At 59.8% G+C, this 24,996-nt stretch carries 19 protein-coding genes and 1 pseudogene; 7 read left to right on the top strand and 13 right to left on the bottom strand.

From position 1 onward, the window contains the following. Positions 1 to 48: 48 nt before the first annotated feature. From GSQ93_RS24625 to GSQ93_RS24600, 6 genes are all read right to left on the bottom strand, one after another. The gene (locus tag GSQ93_RS24625) at positions 49 to 1,020 is read right to left on the bottom strand and encodes a D-2-hydroxyacid dehydrogenase family protein (protein ID WP_158938237.1); all 972 of its coding nucleotides are present in this window, start codon (positions 1,018 to 1,020) and stop codon (positions 49 to 51) included. 204 nt (positions 1,021 to 1,224) lie between these two features. Next, positions 1,225 to 2,583, bottom strand: a complete 1,359-nt coding sequence (locus GSQ93_RS24620) for a nucleobase:cation symporter-2 family protein (protein WP_254074029.1) — start codon at positions 2,581 to 2,583, stop codon at positions 1,225 to 1,227. A gap of 304 nt (positions 2,584 to 2,887) precedes the next feature. Next, positions 2,888 to 3,457: a DUF4865 family protein gene (locus GSQ93_RS24615; RefSeq protein WP_158938236.1), complete on the bottom strand. Its 570-nt coding sequence runs from the start codon at positions 3,455 to 3,457 to the stop codon at positions 2,888 to 2,890. 54 nt (positions 3,458 to 3,511) lie between these two features. Further along, positions 3,512 to 3,853, bottom strand: a complete 342-nt coding sequence (locus tag GSQ93_RS24610; protein WP_158938235.1) for a hypothetical protein — start codon at positions 3,851 to 3,853, stop codon at positions 3,512 to 3,514. A gap of 256 nt (positions 3,854 to 4,109) precedes the next feature. Next, on the bottom strand, positions 4,110 to 4,679 hold the full coding sequence (locus GSQ93_RS24605) for a phasin family protein (RefSeq protein WP_158938234.1): 570 nt from the start codon (positions 4,677 to 4,679) through the stop codon (positions 4,110 to 4,112). Positions 4,680 to 4,880: 201 nt separating this feature from the next. After that, complete coding sequence (locus tag GSQ93_RS24600) at positions 4,881 to 5,945, bottom strand: LLM class flavin-dependent oxidoreductase (RefSeq protein ID WP_158938233.1); 1,065 nt, start codon at positions 5,943 to 5,945, stop codon at positions 4,881 to 4,883. Positions 5,946 to 6,318: 373 nt separating this feature from the next. Between GSQ93_RS24600 and GSQ93_RS24595 the strand changes: the two genes are divergently transcribed. Beyond that, a complete protein-coding gene (locus GSQ93_RS24595) occupies positions 6,319 to 6,915 on the top strand; it encodes a nitroreductase family protein (protein WP_158938232.1) in 597 nt (198 codons plus the stop codon). 23 nt (positions 6,916 to 6,938) lie between these two features. Further along, on the top strand, positions 6,939 to 7,148 hold the full coding sequence (locus GSQ93_RS24590; protein ID WP_158938231.1) for a dodecin: 210 nt from the start codon (positions 6,939 to 6,941) through the stop codon (positions 7,146 to 7,148). Positions 7,149 to 7,421: 273 nt separating this feature from the next. Here GSQ93_RS24590 and GSQ93_RS24585 read toward each other — a convergent pair whose 3' ends face one another. The 3 genes from GSQ93_RS24585 to GSQ93_RS24575 all read right to left on the bottom strand — a co-directional run bounded on the left by GSQ93_RS24585 (position 7,422) and on the right by GSQ93_RS24575 (position 12,364). Continuing rightward, on the bottom strand, positions 7,422 to 8,795 hold the full coding sequence (locus GSQ93_RS24585) for a hypothetical protein (protein ID WP_158938230.1): 1,374 nt from the start codon (positions 8,793 to 8,795) through the stop codon (positions 7,422 to 7,424). Between the two features lie 1,599 nt (positions 8,796 to 10,394). Further along, entirely contained in the window at positions 10,395 to 10,721 is a 327-nt protein-coding gene (locus tag GSQ93_RS24580) for a ferredoxin family protein (protein WP_158938229.1), read from the bottom strand. Continuing rightward, complete coding sequence (locus GSQ93_RS24575) at positions 10,718 to 12,364, bottom strand: FAD-dependent oxidoreductase (protein WP_158938284.1); 1,647 nt, start codon at positions 12,362 to 12,364, stop codon at positions 10,718 to 10,720. Before GSQ93_RS24575 ends, GSQ93_RS24580 begins: the two co-directional genes overlap by 4 nt. Before the next feature lie 519 nt (positions 12,365 to 12,883). Here GSQ93_RS24575 and GSQ93_RS24570 point away from each other — a divergent pair. From GSQ93_RS24570 to GSQ93_RS24555, 4 genes are read left to right on the top strand one after another with little or no spacing between them, the layout of a single operon-like run. Further along, positions 12,884 to 13,834, top strand: coding sequence for a sugar ABC transporter substrate-binding protein (locus tag GSQ93_RS24570; RefSeq protein WP_254074043.1), 951 nt, complete (start codon positions 12,884 to 12,886; stop codon positions 13,832 to 13,834). Then, a complete protein-coding gene (locus tag GSQ93_RS24565) occupies positions 13,824 to 15,386 on the top strand; it encodes a sugar ABC transporter ATP-binding protein (protein ID WP_158938227.1) in 1,563 nt (520 codons plus the stop codon). Before GSQ93_RS24570 ends, GSQ93_RS24565 begins: the two co-directional genes overlap by 11 nt. Beyond that, the gene (locus GSQ93_RS24560) at positions 15,383 to 16,411 is read left to right on the top strand and encodes an ABC transporter permease (RefSeq protein ID WP_158938226.1); all 1,029 of its coding nucleotides are present in this window, start codon (positions 15,383 to 15,385) and stop codon (positions 16,409 to 16,411) included. The genes GSQ93_RS24565 and GSQ93_RS24560 overlap by 4 nt, the downstream gene beginning before the upstream one ends. Then, entirely contained in the window at positions 16,404 to 17,387 is a 984-nt protein-coding gene (locus tag GSQ93_RS24555; protein WP_158938225.1) for an ABC transporter permease, read from the top strand. The genes GSQ93_RS24560 and GSQ93_RS24555 overlap by 8 nt, the downstream gene beginning before the upstream one ends. A gap of 92 nt (positions 17,388 to 17,479) precedes the next feature. On the opposite strand, the gene GSQ93_RS24550 is transcribed toward GSQ93_RS24555, so the two are convergent. Continuing rightward, positions 17,480 to 18,418, bottom strand: coding sequence for a LysR substrate-binding domain-containing protein (locus GSQ93_RS24550; RefSeq protein WP_158938224.1), 939 nt, complete (start codon positions 18,416 to 18,418; stop codon positions 17,480 to 17,482). Positions 18,419 to 18,516: 98 nt separating this feature from the next. Between GSQ93_RS24550 and GSQ93_RS24545 the strand changes: the two genes are divergently transcribed. Further along, positions 18,517 to 22,122: an ABC transporter ATP-binding protein gene (locus GSQ93_RS24545; RefSeq protein ID WP_158938223.1), complete on the top strand. Its 3,606-nt coding sequence runs from the start codon at positions 18,517 to 18,519 to the stop codon at positions 22,120 to 22,122. Positions 22,123 to 22,191: 69 nt separating this feature from the next. Here the strand turns inward: GSQ93_RS24545 and GSQ93_RS24540 are convergent. The 3 genes and pseudogenes from GSQ93_RS24540 to GSQ93_RS24530 all read right to left on the bottom strand — a co-directional run bounded on the left by GSQ93_RS24540 (position 22,192) and on the right by GSQ93_RS24530 (position 24,995). Continuing rightward, positions 22,192 to 22,534: pseudogene (locus tag GSQ93_RS24540) on the bottom strand (DUF3088 domain-containing protein). 73 nt (positions 22,535 to 22,607) lie between these two features. Next, positions 22,608 to 23,825 (bottom strand): acyl-CoA dehydrogenase family protein, encoded by a 1,218-nt coding sequence (locus GSQ93_RS24535; protein WP_158938222.1) that lies wholly within the window; start codon positions 23,823 to 23,825, stop codon positions 22,608 to 22,610. A gap of 468 nt (positions 23,826 to 24,293) precedes the next feature. Continuing rightward, the gene (locus GSQ93_RS24530; RefSeq protein WP_158938221.1) at positions 24,294 to 24,995 is read right to left on the bottom strand and encodes a UTRA domain-containing protein; all 702 of its coding nucleotides are present in this window, start codon (positions 24,993 to 24,995) and stop codon (positions 24,294 to 24,296) included. Between the last annotated feature and the right edge of the window lies 1 nt (position 24,996).

Genomic DNA, 24,996 nt, shown 5'->3' with positions numbered 1-24,996 from the left:
TCACGGGTCAGCGCATCCTAGCGCTGACCCCGTCCGAAACCACAACGTTCAAAGCGGCAATTCGCGAATCGGCGCACCGTCAAGCCAGGCCCGGATCGCTTCAACGATCTGTGGATAGGCGGTGCGGTAAGTGTTTTCGGTGACATAGCCGATATGCGGCGTCGCCAGCACGTTGGGCAGGAACCGGAACGGATGTCCGGGCGCGAGCGGTTCTTCATCGAACACGTCGAGTGCCGCGCCGGCAATGCGACGTGCCTGCAATGCCGCAATCAACGCCGGTTCGGAGATGATCGGGCCACGCGAAGTGTTGACCAGATAGGCGCTCCGCTTCATCAGCGCCAGTTCACGCTCGCCGACGATCCCGAGGGTACGCTCGCCAAGTTTCAGATGAACGGAGAGCACATCCGCATCGCAAAATAACTGATCCTTGTCGACGCGTTCAACGCCGTGTTCAGCGGCCACCTCGGCCGTCAGGTTCTGGCTCCAGGCGATCGTGCGCATGCCGAATGCCTGACCCATGCGCGCGACCGCCTGCCCGATTTTGCCGAGTCCCAACAGCCCAAGTGTCTTGCCGTTCACGTCTACGCCGAGGCCAACTTGCCAGCCACCCGCGCGCACCGATGAGGCTTCTGCATGCAGGTTGCGCGTGATGGCGAGGACCAACGCCCATGTAAGCGCCGGCGTAGCTGCAGGGTCACCGCCGGTCGTGCCCGACACAACGACCTGCTGCTTGCGGGCGGCGTGCAGATCAATCGCCGCGTTCCACATGCCGACGGTCACGATCAGCTTGAGCCGTGGCAGACGCGCAAGCAGTGCGGCGTCCAGGCGGGTGCGCTCGCGCATAAGCACGACCGCATCGAAAGGCGCGAGGCGCACGGCGAGCGAATCAGGATCGGCGACATGGTCGTGAAAGAAAACCGGCTGTGCTTGAGGCGCGAGACGGGTCCAGTCAGCGAGCCCACTGGCAACCTGCTGATAGTCGTCGAGCACCGCAATGCTCGCGACGGCGGAATGTGACATGCGATTCGCTCCTTTCGTCAGGGGGAAATGACGCCCTTGCCGAAGAAGGCACGGTCATCGAAGTAGCACCATGTGAAATCGCGCGACACAGACTACGCTAACGGGAACGCCGGAGTCGGCCGTCGCGCGAGTGATCAGTCTAATGGGATCTTCGAGAGACTGCTTGCCACTGCCTGACGGTTAGCACCTCGCTCAAAGACTCGCTTACAGCGTTTCGGCCTGTTGCGCCGCGAGCATTGCATCCTGGCTCGCCGCCGCACCGGAAGTACGATTGAAATAGGCGTTCAATGCTACCGCCGTGATAGACGTCATCATGATGGGATCGGTGAAAATCGGCCGCAAGACTTGCGGCATGATGTGAAAGAAAGTGGGCGAGATAATCGGGATCATCCCGAATCCGATCGAGATCGCGATGACCAGCACATTGTGCCGCTGCGTCGCGTAGTCGACGTTTGACAAAATCTTGATGCCGGTTGCCGACACCATGCCGAACATGACAAAGGCCGCGCCTCCCAACACGGCCTGCGGCACTGAAGCAACAACATAGGCAAGCTTCGGCACCAGCCCGAGAAACAGCATGATCACGCCGCCCGTTACGCAGACCCAGCGGCTATAGACACCCGTTACCCCTACCAGACCGATGTTCTGCGAATAGGAAACATAGGGAAAGGTATTGAACAAGCCGCCAATTAGCGTTCCCACGGCGTCGGCGCGCAAGCCCCGTTTGATCTGCTCCGCGCCCACAGCGCGGCCGGTCATCGCGCCCATCGCCAGGAACATGCCGGTCGCCTCGATGAACACGATCGTCATCACCAGGCACATGGTCAGGCAAGGCACCAGCGAGAAGGTCGGCAAGCCGAATTGCAAGGGCAACACGACACGGACCCAGGGTTGGGCGGACAAGCCGGAGAAGTCGGTCCAGCCCAGTGAGATTGCCACCAGGTAGCCGACCGAGATACCCAGCAGCACCGCCATATTCCCCAGGAAACCGCGGCCAAATTTGATCACCAAAAGAATCACCCCAAGCACCAGGGCAGCCATGCCGATATAACCGGCTGCGCCGAAGTCGGCGGCACCCGCTCCGCCCCCTGCCCAGGCGACGCCGACGCGCATCAGTGACACGCCGATCATGGTGATGATCGTGCCGGTCACCACGGCAGGAAAGAATCGCAAAACATATTTGATTAAAGGCGCCACCAACAATGCATAAAGGCCACCGACCAGAACCGCGCCATAGATTCCATTCAGCCCCACCCCCGGCATGGCCGCCATCGCCAACATTGGCGAGATCGCAACGGCCGTCACGCCCATGATGATCGGCAAGCGAATGCCGAGGGGGCCGAAGCCAATCGTCTGAATCAAAGTCGCAATACCACACGCGAATAAATCGGCATTGATCAGCATTGCTATCTGTTCTTTCGGTAGATGTAGCGCACCTCCCAGAATCAGCGGTACCGCAACGGCATTCGCGTACATCACCAATACATGCTGTAGTCCTAACACGAATAGAAGGGGAAACGGCAAGACTTCATCGACCGGATGAACTGCGGCTTGAGTAGACACTTGTTTCGCTCCCGATGATGACGGGCGCGCAGTCAGGCAAGCGCCAGGCGCGTCGTCATAGAGAATTTCGACTGGATTGTCTTGAATTCCATCTTGTATTCAAGTTGGAATCACTAAGGCAAAAAGCAGACCAGGCAAATGCACGGCTTTTCTGCTGGAATAGGCGGATTCGATGCCGCGCAGTGGTGCTGCGGGAGATTTTTTTGTGCAAGCGCGGCCGGAGTCGGTGCGCGGTGCACTATTTTCGTAAGCTGGCTAACGAGCGTGCCACAGGGTGCCGACCGTCTCTTTTCTATGCGGCGCTTTATAGAGGCAGCGTCTCAAGAAGCGGCTTGGCGAGGTGCAAGATCTCATAGCTCGTGCCGGGCTCGCTGCCAGTTGGTTCATTTTCCGAAAGCACGATGCGCGTGAATGTCCAGCTTTGAGTGTCTACGCCAACCGCGGCGGCGACCGTTGTGGATCGCTCGGCCAATTCGCGGTTCCGCTCGATCTCGCTGGCGAATGCAGCCGTCAGGTCTGCGTCCAAGGGAATGTTCAGATCCTCCCTGGCAACGAAACGCGCGTGATGTGCTTGCCCCTTGCGCGCGTCGAGCGCAAACCGCGTCTGAATATCTGCTCGCCCGAAAGCGTCTGTCACGACCTTGTAACGGCCGCTCATCAGGAAATCACGAAATGCCTCATCATGGCGCCACAGATACAGCGACGAATAACTATTCGCGATGGCGCCGTAACGCCCCTCTTCCCGCAGCAGAAAAGCCTTGAAGTAAAGCTCCGGAACCTCGTCCCAAAGAGGACCCCGTTCCTGCGCCCGGGTGCGAATCAGTCCGGTATCGTAGTTGGCCGGCAAGCGATGGGAATAGTGCGCGATGATCATGGCTAAAGCTCGCTAAGAAAATACTTTACTATGAGATCGAGCCTATATGCAAAACTAGGCCCTTCGTGTCGATAGCGCGAGATCTCGAACGCTTGCCAACGACGCACCGTAGTCGCTGAGAATACCGGTCAAGCGGCGCGTAACGGGGAAAGTCGCGACACTCCTGATCTGTTCGGTGGGATTGTCACCTTGTACGGGAAAGCCATCCTTTACCCTGCGAAACACAATTTTTCCATCGTCTTTATTAATCATTTTTACGAACCCCTCTTGCGCAAGCGCGCAGAGCGCGTCGCGCAGGATCGCTGTTGTTACATCAAAATATTGCGCCAGATAGGTCGGGTTGTAGTCGCGACCAATCTGCATGCGATCAAGAAGGGTAACCTGCGTGAGTTTCATTGACTATCCTGACTAAGATGGAATCCTAAGCATGGTAGTTGCGCGTCAAATGCGCTCAAAGCGACTTATGATCAATGCTGATACGCAGTACACGGACAGCGCCGAGAACGTACAGGGGTTTCTTATGGATTCCGGCTGTCTTGACTTCATCGGGAACAGCGGCGAGATCGGACATGGCAACAAGCCGAGCCCTTCGTGACCGACCGGAAAGTACCTCCGGTCGGTGCAGCACGGCGCGGTACGCCGTCTTGCTGTGTTAGGCGGCCTTGGTGGCTCGCGATGCCTGCGTGGCTGTTTCCTTACCGGCCTTCGACGTGGCAGCCGTTGCTGCGTCGAAACTGCTTTCAGCAATTTCGACGGCCTGCTTCGTTGCCTTGTGAACCGTATCGTAGGTCGTGTTGGCGGCGCTGATCGTCGACTTCAGCAGCGCAACTGCTGTTTCCGAGCCCGCTGGCGCGTTCTTTGTCACATCGTCGATGAAGGTCTGCGCGCTATGGCTGTTTTCGGCAAACTGCGCTTCGGCAACCTTGAGAAATTCCGCCTGAGTGCTGGTCAGGATCTCATACACATGACGACCGTATGCCTGGGCCTTTTCGGTAGCCGGTTGCGCGAAGGCATTCTGAAGCTTGAGCAGATCCTGCGGGTCTTTCCCGGACAACGTCTTCTGCGCAGTTTCCTGCGTTTCGGCAAATATCGACTTTGCGGCCTGGAGATTCAGGACGGTCAGCTTTTCAACGCCCTCAAACACCTTGCTCGTCAGGCTGAAGAATGTGTCGACATGGCTTTTTTGTGCTGCGGCGAACTGTTCCGGAGAAAACTGGGTCATCTCTATGCTCCTGGGTAGACGGACACTTGCGGGCACGGGTAGCAAATTCGAAAACATGGTGCGAACGTGGTGCGTCGCAACATGAAACCCATTCTTGGTGCCACGAGCAAAGATGTCAAATGACATATTCGTGATAGCAAATGCGGTGGCCGCTTTTGACTCAAGCAGGGCAGCGGCTAAGACCGACGAGTCCTACCCTTCTCACTTATCGTCCCGGGATCTCAGCTCACGAACGAGCGGTATGACCTCTTGCGCGAATTGCTTCATATCCGCTTCAAACGGTTGAAACTGCAGCATGAACAATTCAATTCCCTCTCGATGAAACTCGACAATACGCCGTGCTACCGTTTCGTAACTGCCGACCAGTCCCGCGGCAGTTCCGCCATTCGATCCGACGCGCGCTGACTTCGCGAACGTCTGGTGCATGACCACCTTTGGATCACTATTTTCCTTCTGCACTGCGCGCAAGGGAGCATCCTTCGCGGCAAGCGCGAACAGGTGATCGAGATGCTCCTGCGCCTGCCCGTCCGTTGGCCGCGCAATCACGAAGGCAGACAATCCGAAGCGCAATGGCGGCCCCGTACGCGCACGCCCTCCCACGTCTTCGATCAGCCGACGCACATCGGGCAACGGTTGGCCGTTGATGAACCAGACATCGCCGCGATCAGCCACGAGCGCCCTCGCCGGCTCTGACTCGCCGCCGACATAGATGCGCGGTCTCTCCCGGAAGCGGTCGGCCGGGCGCAAGACATAGTCTTCGACATCGAAGAACCGTCCCTTGAAATTAGTGCGCTTTCCAAGCATCAGGTCATTCACAACCGTAATCCATTCACGGCCATACGCGTAGCGTTCGTCGTGCTCGGCAAAACCGATACCGGCCTTGGCCAACTCTGGACGATTCCATGCGTTGACCAGATTGATGGCGAAGCGCCCACCGCTGATGTCTTCAATCTGCAAGGCCATCTTGGCCAGGGTGACAGGATGATAGAGATAAGGCTTGATCGCCGTGATAATCTCTATGCGCGTAGTGAGCGCAGCCAACGCTGCCGACGCAGTCCAGGCTTCCAGTTGATCCAGCGTTTCGTCATGAGGATTGATCGTATGCTGCGCGACCAGCGTCGAGTCGAAACCTAGTCGCTCGGCTTCCAGGATGAGCTCGCGGTTGCGAGACCATGAGGCATCGTAGGGTTCATCGGGATCCTGAAGCGCGGCACGGCTACCGTGCACCAGCGCCCAAATGCCGAAGCGGGGAGTTGACGAAGGCATCAGTCGACCTAACGTAGATTGAGAAAGATAAGAATCAGAACCTGCAAGCATGCGTCGACCGCATCGCACCGGTCAATGCCGCTCTTCCAGTTTGTTTGCATATCGATAGAAGGAAAATTGGAATGAGAGTCCATTTCCGATGGGGCTATCCCCAGTGAACGGTCCCGTCCCTCTACCTCTTATCTCCGATCGCGAAATCGTGCAGCCGCGCCGTCGCTATAAGGTTCGGTCGATTTTTTGTTAGATCAAGTCATGGCCCGTTCTTATACTCGCTCACGTAGCTGGCTGGTTCGAGCTGAGCCACTCCCTTCTCGCCGTGCCGTTTCCTTAGCGGCTCTCTTGTGAACGACTACCTCGTGAGCGTCTTCCCATCATGACAACGCCGAACCCTCGCAGCGCAGATCATCCTATTGATCCGCAATTCGTCAATCGCTGGTCGCCGCGCGCCTTTAGCCCGGAACTACTCGATAAAGCCACGCTGCTGACGTTTCTCGAGGCTGCCCGCTGGGCGCCATCGTCGTATAACTCACAGCCATGGCGGTTCATCTATGCAACGCGTGACAGCGAGCACTGGCAACAATTTCTGGGCTTCCTGAACGACTTCAATCGCGGCTGGGCAAGTGAGGCCGCGGCGTTGGTCATCGTCCTTTCAAAGAGTACGTTTGTTCCGGCGGGCGCGACAGATGAAGTGCAGTCAAAAAGTCATTCGTTCGACAGCGGCGCCGCGTGGGGCTATCTCGCGCTGCAGGCAAGTCTGGCCGGATGGCATACGCACGGGCTGGCTGGAATCGAGCGAGACAAAATTCGGACAGAGCTGAACATTCCGGATGCCTACACGATTGAAGCGGGGATCGCGATAGGCCGTCTCGGCAACAAGGCTTCCCTGTCGGAAGCGTTGCAGGCGCGAGAAACCCCGAGCCCGCGCAAACCCCTGGGCGAAATCGCCACCGAAGGGCGATTTTCAGCCTGACTTAAACAAGGAGAAACACGCCAATGTCCCATCACGTCTATAAGCAAATTGAACTGACCGGTTCGTCAACGCAATCGAGTGACGACGCGGTATCGGTCGCTCTGGCGAGAGCCAACAAGACCTTGCATAACATTGACTGGTTTCAGGTCATTGAAACGCGTGGTCATGTCGAGGGCGGCAAGGTTGCGCACCGGCAAGTGACGCTAAAAATCGGCATCCGTCTCGACGACTAGTCGCGGTGGTCCCGTAGGTGAAAGCCGAAAAGACTCGCTCAGGAGGACGACGCTTTCCATAGCTGAAATACTGGGCTTGAGTGTGTGCGAGGCGGCGTCCTCCTCGCCGTGCACGGCAGCACGATGGCTTTGTGTGGCAATCCGATCTGCTTTCTTGTTGATCGCGCAGTTCTACCCGAACCGCGTCTGCTACGCAAGACTGCCTCCTTCCGAACAAAGCCCCGTGCTGCCGCCCTGTCAAACGCAAAAATCCGCCCGAAGGCGGATTGATGATCAGGCCTTGGCATTCGCTGAAATGAACGAACTCAGCGTCGACCGCCAGCCATAGGCTGCCCCGCTATTGTTATAGAGGCCGTAGCCATCCGTGCCGTCGTACAACTCGTAAAAGTTGAACCCGACCACCTGAGGCTGCGCCACCATCTGTGCCATTGCCTGGTTGATGTATGCCGCGCCGGTACTGGTCGAAGTCGACGCTGACGACTGGCCCATACCGCACTCGGAGAAGTACAGAGGCTTCGTGCTGATCTGCGCGATGGACGTGAATATGTTGTACGTGCCGCTCAACCCACTCACCGATTCCATGTTGCCACCGGTGTAGTAGTAGTGCCACGCGATCATGTCGAAAGTTGCTGCTGCTGTCGACATAGCCGAACCATTCGGCTGGATGTTCTTCACTATCATTTCGAGGAAACCGAAATGGATATAGGCAATACCACCCAGCATCACCTTGGTCTTGCCAGTGGTGTCGACGCTTCGGAAACCGTTGCAAAGGCCAGCCTGATAGGCGACGTACAGCGGAGCGCTGGAATTGAAGTTCGACGGAACGGTGCCATCGACGTTGTTGTTCACGCAGGCTTCATCGTACTCATTGCCCATCTCGATCACGGGCACGAGGCCAGCAAAGGTGTTCGCTGCTGCAACGCCCAACTGGTAGCCCTGGGTATAGGCGCTGGAGACCGAGGAACCCGTGGGAGTAGCGGCGACGACCGGCAACACGGTAATGCCCTTCATGCCAGGAATCACCGTGTTAGCCAGCGCGGTCATGCCCGACTGGTCATAGCAGTCCTGACGACACGTACCCATCCCGTTTGCCGTCATCAGCGAAACCTGCTGGGCAAGCGGAATTGATTGGTACAGGCCGCCCTGGATGTAATGGGCGTTGATACCGAAGTACGGTAAGACGCCCGCAGCGGGCTTCGCTGGTGCTGCCGCACCGATAGTCAGATTCAGAGAGGTGGACGTGGACGTACCGCCTGACTTCCCTGCCGCGACACTGAAGGCCATCACGGTCAGCGTCTGGGCACCCGTTAGCGTGCCCATCTTGACAGACGCGCTCCACTTCCCACCGGAAGGAGCCACGTCAGAGCTGAGCTTTGTACTGCCGCTATAGATCGCGATGTTGACCCATTGGGTGCCTGCAGTACCGCTCACGGTGAACGTGGAAGCTGCAGTGGCATTCTGCGCGGGTGATGTGACAGCGAAGGCGGTCGTGCTACCCGTTGAGCTCTTTTGAGCATTGACTTCGGCAGCGTCGACAGCGCTGCCGCTAGTACCGCTACTACCACCACCACATGCACTGATGAGAGGGGCAATGCAGCCAGCAACAAGACCACCGAGAACCTTCCGGCGCGTAATAAGATTGTTCATTTGGAATCCTTAGAATTGGGGAAAATACGAGGCGACTTAACGGCTAGGCCGGTATCCGCGCTGGTTGGTTTTGTGAGCCTGCGGAGAAAAATCGAACCTCGCGCTCGCCCCGAAGCGTTAGACGGCCGGAATCTTCATCGTTTGCGCGACAGAAAAGCGTGGACGCGCCTACAAATTTTCGTTGTACTAACATCATAAGTTTCTCCATCGTCGAGGGACCCCGACGAAAATGTTTATGAAAAAGCATTTGGATCGACTACTTAGCGGTCGGACTGACACGAGCCCTTCCATCCCTCAGCCATAGATCTTGGTCACAGCCGTGGTGATACGGCGGCCGAATCTATCTAATTAGGGGTACCAACAAATCTATCGATTAAAGAAATCATTTCAATTTCCTGACCCCTAGGGGTTTGTTTCACACGCTCGGTCGGCGTACACAAATCCGGTTGTCGAACAGTCCGTGGTGTCGCACCGGCCTGACGGACGGGGATTTATGCACAGCAAAGGTCCCACGGAGTGCGTCGCGTGCGCCGAAGGCATAGGACGCGAACACTGCGACATTTCGATCACGCGGCCTACTGATCTGCCGGTGTTAATTCACCAACACAAAGCAAGACCGCCGTGCGCAGACCACAGCGCTCGTCCTTGTCTTGCCAGACAAATCAATGGGTACGATTTACCTGAGCAGAATCTGTTGCGTTGGCATTTACAACCTCGACGCTTGAGCGGAATGTTACATTAAAGAAACGTTTTTAATCGCGATCAATGTGGAAGATCTTGTAACTTTCTGTAGAAACAGGAACTAGTTACCTATTCGATATTCTTTTAAGGAAATTTTTTCTCTCCTTTTGAAAACAAATCAGGAAATGTCGCGATTTAGCGGCAAATATACAAGATTTCTCTATGCCGCATTCTTCTTATGTATCAAATTTGAATCAAAATTGACTATCCACTCTTTTAAGCAAATAGCAACTTGGACGGTGACTCCAAAGAGGTCAGATTGACCGGGTTTCTCGCTTCCGGATTGATATTTTCCGATCAGCATTTGTCACGATGTCCACATCGGGCTTCGCAAAAGGAGACCGCGACAAAGCGGCGGCCGAAGTCTGGCTTGCGCATACGGGGAATGGAGAATCTAGAACCGGCCACTTTTGAGCGACGCTTGAAACGACTACCGTGCTCCGACTACGAATCAGCCTTATCGGCACTTTGTCACTGGCGGCGTTTGGCTTGCGCGACCATAAGCGCTTCGGCTACGTGCGCGACTTCACCGCGTGTGCTTACATGACGTGCGGGTCGAGAGGTGAACGATCAACCCGCGTTCGAAAAGACCGACGTTTCGGACGAGGCCATCAGAGCGTCAGGCCACTGGTCAATTACCTACGTTCAGACGAGTTCCGAACGTAGGTATCTGCAGGGCAAATTCGCGGCGTTGATGTCGTAAGGGCTAACCGTTTAGGATAACTTCGAGAATAAGGGGGGAGAGATTCCAGACTGACATTTGCTTCGAGTAAAGCGTGCAATAAGGAGACCGCAACCCCGCCGCGGCCCAAGGCGGGATACCAGTCTGTCCGCACCTGTGCCCGCTTATGAGACCGTTCAGCGCGCCCGGATCAGCAGCTCATAGCTCGCGTCTTGATCCGCAGTGGACCGCTCGCCATGCGCCCAACCGACCGCACTGCGATAAGCGCCCATCGTCACCGGTTCGGCCAGGACACTTGCCTGCGACCGGACCGCATCGGCGAGCGGCGCGACAAAAAGCGCGTCCTCAGGGCAATACAATTCGCACATGAAGCAGGTCTGGCAATCGTCCTGTCGGGCAATCACTGGAATGCCGTGCGGGACTGCGTCGAACACGTTGGTCGGGCACGCGGTCACGCAGATATTGCACCCTGTACAGCACGCGGCACTGACGACTTCGATCATGCAACCGCCGAGATCGAGACGTTCCCGTGTTGCCGATACGGCACTGCAAGCCGCCGCACCCACACCTCATCCAGCCCACCGCTCACCAGCCGGTGACGTTGATGCGGATCAAGGGTCGCGTGCTCGCGCCTGCGATGCATGCCACGCGTCTCGGTGCGCTGCAGCGCGCTCCGATACATCCAGCGCGAGGTGGCAAGCATGGCGGCCGCCTCGCGGGCACGCACGGCCTCCTGAGCGGTCCGCGCCGGTGCGCAATGCGCTAGCCGCGCCCATAGGCCATCGAGGCGCTGCAACGAGTCTTCAAGGAGATCAGCGCTTCTCGTCCAGTTGCGCTCATAGGGAAAGACCTCAGCCTGCACGGCGCGAATGACTTCAGCGCTATCGTAGGGGGCACTTGCGCTATTCGCGTGCAGACCGACTCCGCCTGCGCGCGTCAGGACGCGACGCGCCGTGGCGCTAGCGTCCCTCGAACGATCCGCCGCGCCCGCACCCGCCCAGAATCCTGAGGACATCGCCCAGGCGGCATTGTGGCTGCCACCACCCGTGAAGCCGCCGCATATCAATTCGCGGGTGGCTGCATCGCCCGCAGCGTAGAGACCCTCAACCGAGGTTGCGCAGCTTTCGTCGACGACATGCAGTCCACCCGTGCCGCGCACCGTGCCTTCGAGGCGCAAGGTCACGGAGAAGCGCTGCTCGAAGGGATCAATGCCCTGACGATCGAACGGCAGGAAGAAATTGGGCTGAGCCGTGCGCATCCATTGGCGAATCTCGCCGTCGGCACGATCGAGGCGTGCGTACACCGGTTGCGTTTGCAGCGTATGAGCGATGATGCCCCTGCCCCGCGCTGAACCGGCACCCTCGATGACGGAGCCATCCTCGTAGTAAAAAGTTGCCCAGTTATAGAAGAGCGATTTCGTCACCGACGAAAATGCGGGCCCCAGTCCATAGGAGTTCGAAAACTCCATGCCGGACAACTCCGCACCCGCTTCGGCAGCCATCAGGTGGCCATCACCGGTGAGCACGTCGCAGCCGAGTGCGCGGCTGAGGAACGCGCATCCGCCTGTCGCGATGACCACAGCGTGCGAACGGACAAGCCAAGTGTCACCCGTCTGCCGATGCACGCCGGCAGCGCCGGCGACCACGCCATGTTCATCGGTCAGCAACTCGAGTGCGGGGCTGTGATCGAGGATCCGGGTGCCCGATTGCTTGACCCGCTTGCGCATGAGCCGCATGTACTCGGGGCCCTGCAGCGAGTCGCGGTGCTCGATTCCGTTCGCATCGACCGGGAACGGATAGCCCCATTCCGCGAGCCGCTCGGCATTGATCCAGGTCTGTTCGAGCACACGATCCATCCACGCGTGCTCGGCCAGTTCGCCGCCGAGGGCGAACCGGCTCGCCTTGGCTTTCTCGCGCGACTGAGCGTCGGGAGGAACGTGCCATAGCGCCGTGCCAGCCGGTGCCGTTGCCCCCGACGTTCCGCAGAAACCCTTATCCACGAGCAACACCTTCGCGCCCTTCGCCGAGGCGCTGATCGCAGCCCATGTACCCGCGGGACCGCCCCCGATGACCAACACGTCCACCTCGTGCTGCCCGGCTCCTTCCGCACTCGACACGACTTGTTTGCCCGAATCGCCGTTGCTCATTGCCATGGTGTTTTTCCGCTTCTGATCTGAAATCTTGGGTCTGCGTTAGATGTGACCGTCTGAACCCGTCCGCAGGAAGCCCGGACAACGCGATCACAACCACTAACTCTAGCGAGCGCCGTCACCGATAAAAACCAAGCATTTCTCGCTTTCTTATTCTTTTTCCGGGGAAGTCTTTCCGAGATCATCCACGCGCCACGAGCGGCTTCAAACGACTGTTTCGATGCAAGCGATCGAGCGATCGCTGTGGCGTCGGCAGCCATGCCAGGACGTCGTTATGGCACGGCACGATGCGGCGCACTCAGCCGCAGGCCACGGTCGAATATCGTCATTTGCTTTCCATCTTTTTCCTCAGAACCTTAGCCTGAATACGACTTAGACACCCGCCCTCTTCATGCTAGCGTCTAACTCTATCCACTCTCTGACCCTGACTCATTTGACATGCAGAACAATAATTTCAGACACACAAAGGCCAATCGCGCATTCATGCGAAACTCGATCGCACGAGGCGTCACCGGCATGCTTGCCGGGCTGCTCGCCAGCGCAGCGCTGGCTGCGCCGGCCCCGGACGAGATCCCGTCATTGAAAGGAAAACGTATCGGCATCACCGTGGCCGGCACGGAACATTACTGGGACCTGAAGGCCTATCAAGGGCAGATCGATGAGGTGAAGCGGCTGGGCGGAACGCCGATCGCGCTGGACGGCGGGCGCAAAGACGCGCAGCAGATCGCTCAAATCCAGACGCTGATTGCGCAGAAGCCCGATGCGATCATCGAGCAACTCGGTACAGCGTCGGTCCTCGAACCCTGGCTCCAGAAAATCCGTGCGGCGGGTATCCCGCTCTTTACCGTCGATACCGCCAGCCCCTCGAGCATCAACGTCACCACGTCCGACAATTTTTTTATCGGTGAGCAACTGGCACTCAAGCTCGTGAACGACTTGCATGGCGAAGGCAACATTCTCGTTTTCAACGGTTTCTACGGCGTGCCGGTTGTCGCCATGCGCTATGACCAGTTGCGCTCGGTCCTCAAGTGGTATCCGAAGATCAAGATCATCCAGCCGGAGTTGCGCGACGTGGTGCCGAACACGGTGCAGGACTCATACGCGCAGATCAGCCAGTTGTTGAACAAGTATCCGAAGGGCACGGTCCAGGCTATCTGGGCCGCATGGGATGTTCCGCAGATCGGCGCGACGCAAGCGGTGGACGCGGCGCATCGCACGGATGTCAAGACGTACGCGGTCGATGGCAGCCCTGACGTAGTCGCCCTCGTGAAGAACCCGCAGTCCAGCGCGGCCGCGGTCGTCGCCCAGCAACCGTACCTGATCGGCAAGACGGCGGTCGACAACGTCGCGCGTTATCTCAACGGTGACCGCTCATTGCCGCCCGCCACCTACGTACCGGCGATTCTCGTGACCAAGGACAACGCCGCCGACGCCGCGAAAACGCTGGGCCAGGCCGATGCCAAGTGAGCATCGGTTGCTCGAACTGCGGGCCATCTCCAAGCAGTTCGACGGCATACCGGCATTGCGCCACGTCTCGCTCGACTTGGCGCCTGGACAAGTGCATGGCTTGATCGGCCAGAACGGCGCGGGAAAATCGACCCTCATCAAAGTCCTCGGCGGCATACACCGTGCAGACGAAGGTCAGGTGATTCTCGATGGCAAAGCCATTTTGATCAACAGTCCTTCCGATGCACGGCGGCTTGGAATCGAGATCGTGCATCAGGACCGCCTGCTGGCCCCGACCCTGACCGTGGCCGAAGCGTTACTGCTCGGCAACGAGCCTACCTTCGGCCCGTTGCCGCTTCTCAACGCCGGCCGCATGCGCCGCTTTGCGCGCAGCGCCGTGCAGGAGCATTTCGGTATCGATATCGAGCCCACCCGGCTGATAGCCGAGTTAAGCGTGGCCGAACAGCAACTCGTGCAGATCACGCGTGCGCTGCTTAGCGCTCCCCGCGTGCTGGTCTTCGACGAACCCACTGCCGCACTCGCGCGGCATGAAGCCGAGCAATTATTCGCAGCGATTCGCGGGCTACGCGAGCGCGGTCTTGCGATCCTCTATGTCTCTCACTACCTCGACGAGATCGAAGCGCTCTGCGACGTCGTGACCGTTCTTCGCGATGGCCGGGACGTAGCCCGGGTCCGTGTGGCCGACTCAACGCCGCAACAGCTGGTCGCCGCGATGATCGGCGGCAGTACCGCTGCACTTGTCCCTGCATCGACACGCAAAACCGGCGCACCGCTCCTGCGCGTCTGCGGGCTGAGTGCAGCGGCTCGCTTCGAAGACATCAGCTTCGATGTACGCCGCGGCGAGATTGTCGGCGTGACGGGGCTGCTGGGGTCTGGTGGAAAAGCCGTCGTGCGCAGCCTGTTCGGACTCGAACCCGGCGTGCGCGGTCATATCGAACTGGATGGCAGTGCTTACGTTCCAGACGATCCGCGCAACGCCGTTCGCCGTGGCGTCGCGTTCGTTCCTGAGGACCGGCGAGCGCATGGCATCGCACTCGACATGGCCGTTCGCGAGAACATCTCGCTCGCGAGCCTCAGGCGTCTCGCGCGGCATTTCACGATCGATCGTCGTCGCGAAAAGGAACTGGTGCAGCAACGCATGGACGGCCTGCAGGTTCGAGCACCGGGAACCGAAGCGCCTGCGCGTCAGCTCTCTGGCGGGAACCAGCAGAAGCTTGTCCTGGCGAAATGGCTGAGCACGCGCGCGAACCTGTACTTGCTCGACGAACCCACCGTAGGTGTCGATATACGCGCGAAAGCTGAGATATACCGGGTCATCGATGAACTCGCTGCACAGGGCGCAGCGGTGCTGCTGTTTTCAACTGACCTGATCGAGTTGCAGGGCATCACCGACCGGATTCTCATCCTCGCGCGCGGGAAGCTTGTGCAAGAACTGGTCTCGAAAGAGACGACCCATCAGGAAATCCTGGGCTGGGCGAGTGCAGCGGGTTCGGGTGCCGATCCAGGCATGAGCGCGAGTTCGACCCATGATCGTGAAACGGTGCAAGCATGAGTCAAGTTCAAATCAAACAATCGCGCACCAACGTGCTCACTCTTGCAAGGTCCCTAAAACTTCCGCAATGGTGGCTGCAAAGCGGCGCGCTCTTGGCGATTCTCGCGGTGCTGGGAGTCTTCGCAGCAAGCTCGCCCCTCTTCTTCACCGTAGGTAATCTCGCCAATGTGATGCAGCAGTCGGCGGTGATCGGTACGCTCGCGTTCGGCCTGACACTCGTGTTGATCGGTGGTGGCGCGAACGGCGTCGCCGGCGGCATCGATCTCTCGATTGCAGCGAATCTCGGTTTCTGTACAGCCATTTATGCGACTTCGCTGGCCAATGGTATTGCTTCGCCAACAGCAATCGCGCTCACGCTCTCAGCCGGTACAGCGGTCGGCGCATTCAATGCGTTCGCGGTGGTCGTACTGGGCATGCTTCCCCTTCTTGCCACGCTCACCACGATGAACATCGTGGCGGGACTGGAGTTGGTGATTACGAAAAACTCGACCGTTTCTGCGACCGGACCGACGCTCGCGGCCCTTCTCGACAACGGCCCGTTTTCTATTCCGTGGCTCTCCTATGCGTTTGTCGGTGTGGGTCTGCTGTTCGTCTGGGTCGGGCACTTTACGCGATTCGGGCTGAGGCTTCACGCGTCGGGCAGTCATCCTGCAGCGGTCCGCGCGGCTGGACTTAGGGCCAAGGTTTACGTCGCGGCGAGCTACGTACTGTGCGGGCTGTCGGGCGGCATCGCCGCCCTTGCCTCCACGGCACTGCTAAGCGGCAGCGCACCCGGTGCGGGAGAGAATCTTCTCGCAGTGATCGCTGCGGCGCTGCTGGGCGTGGTCTTCTCACGACGGCTCGTGCCGACCGTGGCCGGCACCTGGCTGAGCGTTGTGTTCCTCGGTCTTGTCGCGAACGGCTTCCAGTTGGACAACGTGTCGAGCTACTGGATCAGCGGCGTCGAAGGCGCGTTGATCCTGTTCGTCGTTTCGCTCACGGCGCTGCTGCGCCGACGCAACCTGGAGAAGCGCAGTCATGCGTGAGTTCATCCTTCGCCCCTTCGCGCGTACCGTCCCAATCAAAGGCTGGACGCGCTATGCGCTGGTCTTCGCCTTCGCCGCCGCTATCGTATTCTTTGCCGTGTTCGCGCCGGCGTTCGCCACGTTCTCGAACATCGACAGCGTGCTGCTCAACACAGTCGCTCCGCTTGCGATCGTGGCGCTTGCCATGACGGTGGTGGCGTCGCTCGGCGCAGTGGACCTCTCGGTCGGCACGGCCGTCGATCTCGCCAGCCTCGTATTCGTGACGCTCGTGGCGCGACACGTCGCAATGCCGATCGCGACCGTCGCGGCACTGGGTGCGGCCCTCGCGGTTGGGTTGTTCAACGGTGTACTGATTGCCTCCTTCGGCGTGGAGCCTTTTCTTGCCACGCTCGGCACACTGTTCATAGGCCAGAGCATCCAGCAACTCGCGACCGACGGCGGCCAGCCCATTTACCTACTGAACCAGGTCTTGCCGCAGGCTTTCTCAACGCTCGGCCACGGCCGTCTCTTCGGTATTGCACTGCCCCTGTATCTTGTCGTCGCCCTTGCTTGTTTTCTGCATGTGCTGCTCGCACGCTCACGGCATGGGCGCGGCATCACTGTGCTTGGCGTTCAAGCAGGCGTCGCGCGCTACTCCGGTCTTCCCGTGCGCGCATTGCTGTATCTCGCATTCGCGTTGAGCGCGGTGAGTTCCGGGTTGGTCGGGTTGATCCTGTCGTCGAACGTGAAGGCGTATGTGCCGCTCGCTGGCAATGGTTACCTGCTCAATGCAATCGGGGCCACGTTTATTGGCGCGACGCTTTCTTCTTCGCATCGCCCAAACGTACCGGGAACGCTCGTGGGCGTCCTGTTGCTAGGCTTCGCGACAAACGGGCTGCTTCTTATCGGATGGAACTTCTATTGGCAGCAGGTCGCCATTGGAATCCTGATCTTCATCGTGCTCGCAGTCGGGACCTTGAGTTCACGACGTGGGTGAAGGCGTCGCCGCGCAACGCACTGAGCAACGCATCAACGAGTGCTTCCGCCGGTTCCGAGCCCGAGCGACCGGGCGAAAACCGTCTTCACTTGTCAGATCGCCGAGCGCTCAAGCATGAAAGTCTGGAACTGGATCAACGTCGGATCAGTTGAGCGCTCGGGATGCAGACGAATGACAAACTGCCATGACCCGGGCAATTCATGCTCCGGAAACAGGCGAACCAGACGGCCGTGGGCCAGGTCAAAATCGATCAACGGTGAACGGCCTAGCGCAACACCCTTTCCCGCAATCGCGGCGCCGATGATCGGGCTAAAACTGCTCAACCGGACTAGATTCTGCTCCGGAAGCGCGCCACCACCGAGCAGCGCAAACCACGTCTGCCAGTCTATTTCACGACTCGATGCGTGGTGTTCCTCCTGCAGCAAGCGATGCTCGGTCAGCGTCTGCGGCGTAGCGGTCCGAGGATCCATCAACAGCGGACTGCACACGGGAAACACAGTCTCCCGGACCAGCGCCCGATCGCTCGGGTGCGGGTCGGGCTTATCAATCGTCGAACTCATCAATGGCACGCGCAGAATCGCGATATCGATCGTGTCGTTCTGCCAGTCGGGCTCGTCGTCAAACACCCTCAGGTTCACCGCGATCTCCGGATGCCGCGTCGAGAATTCCACCACGTGAGGCGCGAGCCACAGCGATGAAAATGGCGCATTGGCGGAAACCGTCAACGTGCGGCGACGCTTGCGCCGCCGCACCGCTAACCGCTCGCAGGCTTCGCCCAACGGGATCAGGCTGGTTTCAATAGCAAGCAATAACTCCTGCCCGGCGGCCGTGGGTTGCGCGCGCGAAGTCGTACCGCCACGGTGCATCAACGTTGTACCCAATGCTGATTCCAGCGCGCGCAATTGATGGCTGATGGCGCTCTTGGTCACGTTGAGCTCTTCCGCGGCGCGGCTCAGGCTTCCGAGCCTGGCTACGGCTTCGAACGCCTTCAAGGCGGGTAACGGAGGAATGTGCTGAGAAAGTCTTGGCATGATGGGTAAAGTTTAGCTCAACCCTGGTTGAGAAAGCATCGCTCGCGCGCAACGCGGGTCCATGCCACGATGATCCAATACCTAGAGGAGTCACCCTGATGTATTTCGATCTTCGCCTTTGGCAACTGACTAAAGGCCTGCGCGGGCACATGCTGCTCAGCATTGTCGTCGGGCTGCTGGCCCTGCTGGCCGGTATCGCCCGCTTTGTGTTTCTGGGCCAGTTGCTCGCATTGGTCTTGCGGGGTAGCCCGTGGCAATCGTGGATAGCGCCTTCCGTGGCCGTAGCGGCCGCTATCGTCCTGCGCGCGCTGCTGGATCACTGGCGTGCGGGCATCGCCTGCCGCACCGCAGCACGGGCCCAGGAAACCCTGCGTGGCCAGCTGTACGACCGCATCGTGACGCTTGGGCCGGCCTGGTTTGCCGAACAGCGGACGGGTGGCGTGATGTTGTCGGTCATCGACGGCGTCGAGCAGTTGCAGACCTTCTTTGGGCAGTATCTGCCGCAACTGGCCGTGGCCCTCTGCGCGCCGTTTGCCATCTTCGGGTTCATCGCCTTCTGGGACCTGCCCGTGGCCACCGTGCTGCTGGTTGCGGCCCTGGTGGCGTTGTTCGGACCGATCGTCGTGCATATGCATGAACGCCGCACCAGCCTCGCGCGCGCGCAGGCATTCAAGGAGTTCGGAGAAACGTTTCTCGACGCGGTCCAGGGCCTGCCGACGCTCAAAGCCTTCGGGCAAAGCCGCGTGTGGGGCGAACGCCTCGCCGCGCAAGCACGTGCTGTCTCCGACAACACCTTCTGGGTGCTCGCGGCAGGCCTGCTTACACGCGGTATCGTCGATCTTGGGGCCGCTCTGGGCGCCGCGCTGGCGCTCGTCCTTGGCGCTTGGCGCGTGACCCACGGGGAGATGGGCCTGACCACGCTGCTGATCGTCCTGATGGCGGGTACGGAGATTTTCCGGCCGTTGCGCGACCTGCGTAGTGTCCTGCACCAGGGCATGCTCGGGCAAGCCGCGACGGCCGGCATTCGCTCGCTGCTCGAGGCGAGCCCGCCCATGCCGGCAGCCGGCACGGACCCGTTGAGCGACGCACCGGCGTCGCTGGCTTTCGATAACGTCAGCTTTGCCTATGCCGGCGGCCGAGGTCTCGCGCACCGCGGGCTGACATTCTCGGTGGCGGCAGGCGAGCGCATCGGCATCGTGGGGCCAAGCGGTGCCGGCAAGTCGTCGATCGTTCGCCTGCTTCTGCGCCAGTACGATCCGCAGAGCGGCAGTATCCGCATTGCAGGTCAGGACGTACGGTCGCTGGACCCCGATGCACTGCGCGCAAAGATTGCGGTGGTCGCGCAGGACACCATGTTGTTCGCGGGCACCGTCGAAGAAAACCTTCGGCTCGGCCGCCCGGACGCCACCGCTGATGAAGTGGAGGCGGCCGCGCGGGCAGCTTACGCTCACGACTTTATAGCGAGCCTGCCTGACGGGTATCAGACCTCGATCGGCGAACGCGGTGTTCAGCTGTCAGGCGGCCAGCGTCAACGGCTTGCCATTGCCCGAGCGCTGTTGCGTGATGCCCCGATCCTGATCCTGGATGAAGCGCTCTCGGCCGTCGATGCGGAAAACGAGGCGCTGATTCAACGGGCGCTCGATCGTCTGATGCAAGGCCGCACCACGCTGATTCTCGCGCATCGACTTTCCAGCGTAATCGACGCCGATCGGATCCTGGTACTGGACGATGGCGTTGTCGCGGAGACTGGTACGCATGACGAACTAATGAAAAGAAGCGGGCTGTATCATCGGTTGATGGGGGCGCAAGCGACGCCTCACACTGTATCTGCATTGCGCTCCGATGCCGCTGCACCCGGTCCTCAGGCAGGCGCACCCGGAACAAAAACCGCGCTAACAAGCGAGGCGGAAGAAGACGCCGTGCAAGGTCCGCGCGAACTCGATGCCGATGCGAAAACACTGGATTGGAAGGCGACCCTTGCGTCCCTGATCTCGGCGATCCGCCCCTGGCGAGTACGGTTGGTGCTGACCATTCTATTGGGCGTCGGGCGAGTGACGGCCTTCATCGGCGTCGGTGTGCTGGGCGCATGGCTGGTCGCCGCGCTGCGGGCCGGCAGCCCGCATCAGACGATCGAGATGTGGCTGTTGATCGTGGCCCCACTGGCAGCCATTCTGCACTGGCTTGAATCATGGCTTGCGCACGACATGGCATACCGGCTGCTGGCGGATCTGCGCATACGCCTGTTCGCGCAACTCGATCGCCTCGCGCCTGGCTACTTGCTCCGCCGTCGCTCCGGTGACCTCGTCACGTTGGCTACGCAAGACGTTGAGACCATCGAATATTTCTATGCGCATACGGTTGCCCCGGCAGTCGTCGCGGTGCTGGTACCGGCCGCGGTAATAGCCGTCCTCGCAACGGCGGCCTGGCCGCTTGCGCTCGGGCTGCTGCCGTTCCTCGCATACGCGATGCTCTCGCCGGTGCGCGGGCGCAGCCGTATCGATGCACTGGGCAGCAAGGCACGCGAATCGCTCGGCCTGCTCGGCGCGCATATGACCGAGACCATCCAGGGTTTATCCGATCTGCTCGCGTTCCAGGCGACCGGGCGCCGGCGGGATGCGTTCATGGCGCTGGCGCGCGAATACAGCGTGACCCGGCTCGCGTTGCTGGCGGATCTGGCTCGACAAACTGCGCTACTGGATGTCGCGACCGGCCTCGGCGGATTGGCTATTGCATTAGGGGGCGCGTTTCTGGTCTCGGCCGGGCAACTGTCGGCGGCTTGGCTACCGATGCTGATCCTGCTCGCCGTGGCAGCCTCCATGCCCGTGGCGGAGATCGCGCAGGTAGGCAGGCAACTCGCCGATACGATCGCGTCGGCTCGGCGGTTAAGGGTCGTGCATGACGAACCGGTTCTGGTGCTCGACGGAGAACACGACTTGCACGCGGCGCCGGGTGGCTCGGAGGTTCGCTTTGAAGACGCGCGTTTCGCCTACGCCGAGCGCACGCAACCCGTGTTGAACGGCGTATCCTTCTGCGTGCGCGCCGGCTCTACCGCGGCGCTTGTGGGAGCCTCAGGCGCCGGCAAGAGCACCATTGCAAATCTGTTGCTGCGGTTCTGGGACCCGGATGCGGGTTCGGTGCAAGTGGATGGTGTCGACTTGCGGCGCTTGCGGCTCGACTCGTTACGCTCTCACGTTGCCCTCGTTTCACAGGACACGTATCTGTTCAACGATACGCTTGAGGCCAACATCCGTCTCGCCCGGCCTGACGCCAGCGAGAAAGCACTACGGCTCGCGTTGGACCAGGCGTCGCTCGGCGACTTCGTGGCCACGTTGCCGGAAGGACTCGCCACGCGGGTTGGTGAACGGGGCGTGCAGTTATCGGGAGGCCAGCGTCAGCGTGTTGCCATTGCGCGCGCTTTTCTCAAGGATGCACCGGTACTGGTTCTGGATGAAGCAACGTCGCATCTGGACGCCATCAGCGAAGCACAGGTACATACCGCGCTGAAAACCTTGATGGCCAACCGCACGACGTTGATCATCGCGCACCGTCTGGCGACGGTACGCGAGGCCGATCTGATCATCGTGCTGGACCACGGCTCGGTGATTGAAGCGGGTCCCCATGCGCAACTGCTCGCGAACAACTCGGTCTATGCGCAGCTGGTGAACCGGCAACAGGTTGGCAACGGCTTGCAACAGTCCGCGTGAGGCGATGGGTCCTGGGCGCCACGGATGCTTATAGCGATATGCCAACGCTGCCGGCCGGTTCCCGGTTCATCAATGGACCTTGGGGAAATCGTGGCGCTCGGCGAGCAGATCCAGGATGCGACGCGTGTCAGTTACGAAGCGTTTGTTGCCGAGCGTGTGTGCGTCGGTGCACCGGATGTTCGTCGCCGAGAATCAGCACAGGCAAGCTCTGGTGGTCCTCGTCGAGCGCAGCGACGACCGCCTCGCGAGGGCGCGCAAACGGAAGGCGATGAATATCGAGGCGCGAGGTTTTCGACGGATCGCTGGCCAGCAGGCCCTCGATAGGTGCGCCGTCCGGGCAGATGAAACGCTCGCCAGGATATTTCGGATCGGTGAAACCCGGCTCCAGCAGCAGTAAAAGGTCTTGGCTCACGATTTTAAAACCCTCACAAAAGAGAGACAAATCGAGCGACTCCGCTTCATCGAAACGGGGTCGCCTTGAATCTTCAGAACACGCGGCCTTCGGTCAGATGCGTGGTGTCGCCGTTCAACTGATAGCCCCCGATGACCCGCGCCTTGTGCAGCAGCGGGTTGTGGCTGAAGATCGTGCGCAAGTTGCGCCAGTGGCGATCGAAGTTATGCACACGCGACGTGGCCGACGCACCGCCCGCCTCGAACAAACGTTCTCCCGCATGCAACGCCAGCTTGCTCACCACTAACTGTGTCTTGGCCGTAGCTAGCGCGCCCTGCAACACCAGTTCCTCAGCGTTGTCAGCCTGGGCTCGAATTGCATTGGCCGAGCGGTCCAGTACGCGCGCATTCTGATCGACCAACGCATCAATAGCGTGACTGTGTGCCGCAAGATCGCCCACCACCTGCTGGATGAAATGATCCTCACGCGCTGATGCCGCCGGGCTGTGAAGCACCGGCCGCCCATGCTTGAGCACGTAGTGTTCAGCATCCGCAAGAATGTTGCGGACGATGCCCGCGGCAACCGCAACAAGGTGAAGTTGCCGCAGTGCCCCGCCATGCCGCCCTGCCAGGGTCGCATTGCCGCGCGGTGCAACTTCGCTCGCAAAGACTTGCACGTTGTCGAGCACCAGGCTGCCACTGGCAGTCATTCGCTGGCCCATACCGTCCCAGTCATCCAGTACCTGGATACCCTCTCGTGTGACAGGAACGACGGCAACCACGTTGTTGCCCGTTTCATCCTGCACGTTGATGCGCGCATAGTCGGAAAATGCCGTCCCGGTCGAGTAGTACTTCTTGCCCGTCACGCGGTAGTTGTCGCCGTCACGTCGTAATATCGTGCCGATTTCGCCCGGCCTCGACGTGCCGCGCTCGGTTGAAGCGCCCCCAAATATTGCTCCCTCCTGCAAGCGCTGGATCTGCGTGTCGTTGAACGCTGAACGCGGTGACAGAAGGAGTGATTCGGTCAGGTCGAAATGGATGCGCAATGCATGGGCTACGTTCGATTCCTCGGCAGCGAGGGTGGCGATCACATGAAAGAGATCTTCCAGCGAACCACCGAGGCCGCCCCATTCGACCGGGAGTCGCAACAACCCCAGGCCGGACTTGCGAAACAGCGCGAAACCATCGAACGGCAATTCGCGCCGTGCCTCGCGCTGTGCGGCATCCTCGCCTATTTCATGTGCCAACCCCGGCAGGGCGGCCAACGCAGCATGCAGCCGTGATGCTGCTGGAACTTCAGAGGGTGCGTTCATGATTTTTTAATCCTTCTAGTAGGGTGCCGGGCTCAGGACATGCAATCGGCAAGGCGCTACCTGCACCGTTGTTCCGAGCGTAGATCTGTTTTAGGTATTTCACGGCGCCCGTTAATTGAGAGAGCTGGCCGGCGGTCGAAAGCGGTTACATCGCTACGCCAGGTTTGGTCATGGCGCTCGTGCCTGCCTCAGTTCAGTTCGCCGATACAGGGGTCAACACCCGATGACCTGCGGGTCGTCGGTGGCGAGCAGGTATTGAGCCACGATCATTCTTCCCCCCGACGCGCGCACTGTGACAGCGCGCTAATGTAGTCTTGGGCTCGGAGTGTCGCTCTATCGATTTCAGCTTTGTATATGCGTTGTTCTGTAAAGACGAGAATGACGGTCAAGCGGTGGGGGATGACTATCGCGACGGGCTTGTGAGATTGACCGTCGTCGACTGAGGTCCCGCCGCCTTGTGAAATCGCGCTAGCCGGAAAGAGAAAATCTTGACCCCGGATGCCACAACGTCGCCACGGTCGCGGTGCAGCCCATCGCGCTGGCTTGGTATCGCACGGTCAGGCATGGCTCGCCTACCTCCATGCGAAGGAGTCGTCGTACGGAATCGTCAGGCAGACGCGAAGATAGTTGAAAGCCCGTATGCTGGAGCGACATGCAACGCGCGAGATATTCACCGGGCGTCTTGTGCTTGAAATCCTGGTCAGGATAGTTTGGAAAGAGGATCGGATCGACGTGCCGGTCTTCGACCTGAAGCGGCACGTCATTCTCGAAATGAACAACTCTTGAACGGAACGCCCGGCCGCCTTCACCGGGCGACGACAATTGCAAGTCAGCATGCGCGTCGGGATCATCGCTCGCCCCTATATCCAGCACCTCCGTCCTGTGGCGATGCCCCCGCGCCAAGATCTCGCTCTTGATATCGCGAATCTCGACCCGCGTCGTCTCGGGGATCGGAACGGACACGAACGTGCCTATCCCTTTCACCCGCGTGAGAATGCGCTCTCTCGCGAGTTCGTCCAAAGCCCTTGAAACCGTCATGCGTGCCACGCCGAACTGCCTGACCAGATCATGCTCCGACGAAGTCAGCTCGCCACGCTTCCATATACCGTCTGCAATGCACTTCAGGATGTAGCGCTTCACCTGCTCATAGGGCAGCGTTGGTTTTGACATA

Origin of the sequence: Burkholderia sp. S171, from assembly GCF_009766085.1 — a bacterium.
GTDB lineage: Bacteria > Pseudomonadota > Gammaproteobacteria > Burkholderiales > Burkholderiaceae > Caballeronia.
The sequence above is the reverse complement of the archived record's forward strand: the minus strand, read 5'-3'. Positions and strand labels throughout refer to the sequence as shown.

Coding starts and splice junctions, on each gene's coding strand:
- GSQ93_RS24625 (WP_158938237.1), bottom strand. CDS start 1,020: ATGTCACATTCCGCCGTCGCGAGCATTGCGGTGCTCGACGACTATCAG.
- GSQ93_RS24615 (WP_158938236.1), bottom strand. CDS start 3,457: ATGATCATCGCGCACTATTCCCATCGCTTGCCGGCCAACTACGATACC.
- GSQ93_RS24610 (WP_158938235.1), bottom strand. CDS start 3,853: ATGAAACTCACGCAGGTTACCCTTCTTGATCGCATGCAGATTGGTCGC.
- GSQ93_RS24605 (WP_158938234.1), bottom strand. CDS start 4,679: ATGACCCAGTTTTCTCCGGAACAGTTCGCCGCAGCACAAAAAAGCCAT.
- GSQ93_RS24600 (WP_158938233.1), bottom strand. CDS start 5,945: ATGCCTTCGTCAACTCCCCGCTTCGGCATTTGGGCGCTGGTGCACGGT.
- GSQ93_RS24595 (WP_158938232.1), top strand. CDS start 6,319: ATGACAACGCCGAACCCTCGCAGCGCAGATCATCCTATTGATCCGCAA.
- GSQ93_RS24590 (WP_158938231.1), top strand. CDS start 6,939: ATGTCCCATCACGTCTATAAGCAAATTGAACTGACCGGTTCGTCAACG.
- GSQ93_RS24585 (WP_158938230.1), bottom strand. CDS start 8,795: ATGAACAATCTTATTACGCGCCGGAAGGTTCTCGGTGGTCTTGTTGCT.
- GSQ93_RS24580 (WP_158938229.1), bottom strand. CDS start 10,721: ATGATCGAAGTCGTCAGTGCCGCGTGCTGTACAGGGTGCAATATCTGC.
- GSQ93_RS24575 (WP_158938284.1), bottom strand. CDS start 12,364: ATGAGCAACGGCGATTCGGGCAAACAAGTCGTGTCGAGTGCGGAAGGA.
- GSQ93_RS24570 (WP_254074043.1), top strand. CDS start 12,884: ATGCTTGCCGGGCTGCTCGCCAGCGCAGCGCTGGCTGCGCCGGCCCCG.
- GSQ93_RS24565 (WP_158938227.1), top strand. CDS start 13,824: ATGCCAAGTGAGCATCGGTTGCTCGAACTGCGGGCCATCTCCAAGCAG.
- GSQ93_RS24560 (WP_158938226.1), top strand. CDS start 15,383: ATGAGTCAAGTTCAAATCAAACAATCGCGCACCAACGTGCTCACTCTT.
- GSQ93_RS24555 (WP_158938225.1), top strand. CDS start 16,404: ATGCGTGAGTTCATCCTTCGCCCCTTCGCGCGTACCGTCCCAATCAAA.
- GSQ93_RS24550 (WP_158938224.1), bottom strand. CDS start 18,418: ATGCCAAGACTTTCTCAGCACATTCCTCCGTTACCCGCCTTGAAGGCG.
- GSQ93_RS24545 (WP_158938223.1), top strand. CDS start 18,517: ATGTATTTCGATCTTCGCCTTTGGCAACTGACTAAAGGCCTGCGCGGG.
- GSQ93_RS24535 (WP_158938222.1), bottom strand. CDS start 23,825: ATGAACGCACCCTCTGAAGTTCCAGCAGCATCACGGCTGCATGCTGCG.
- GSQ93_RS24530 (WP_158938221.1), bottom strand. CDS start 24,995: ATGTCAAAACCAACGCTGCCCTATGAGCAGGTGAAGCGCTACATCCTG.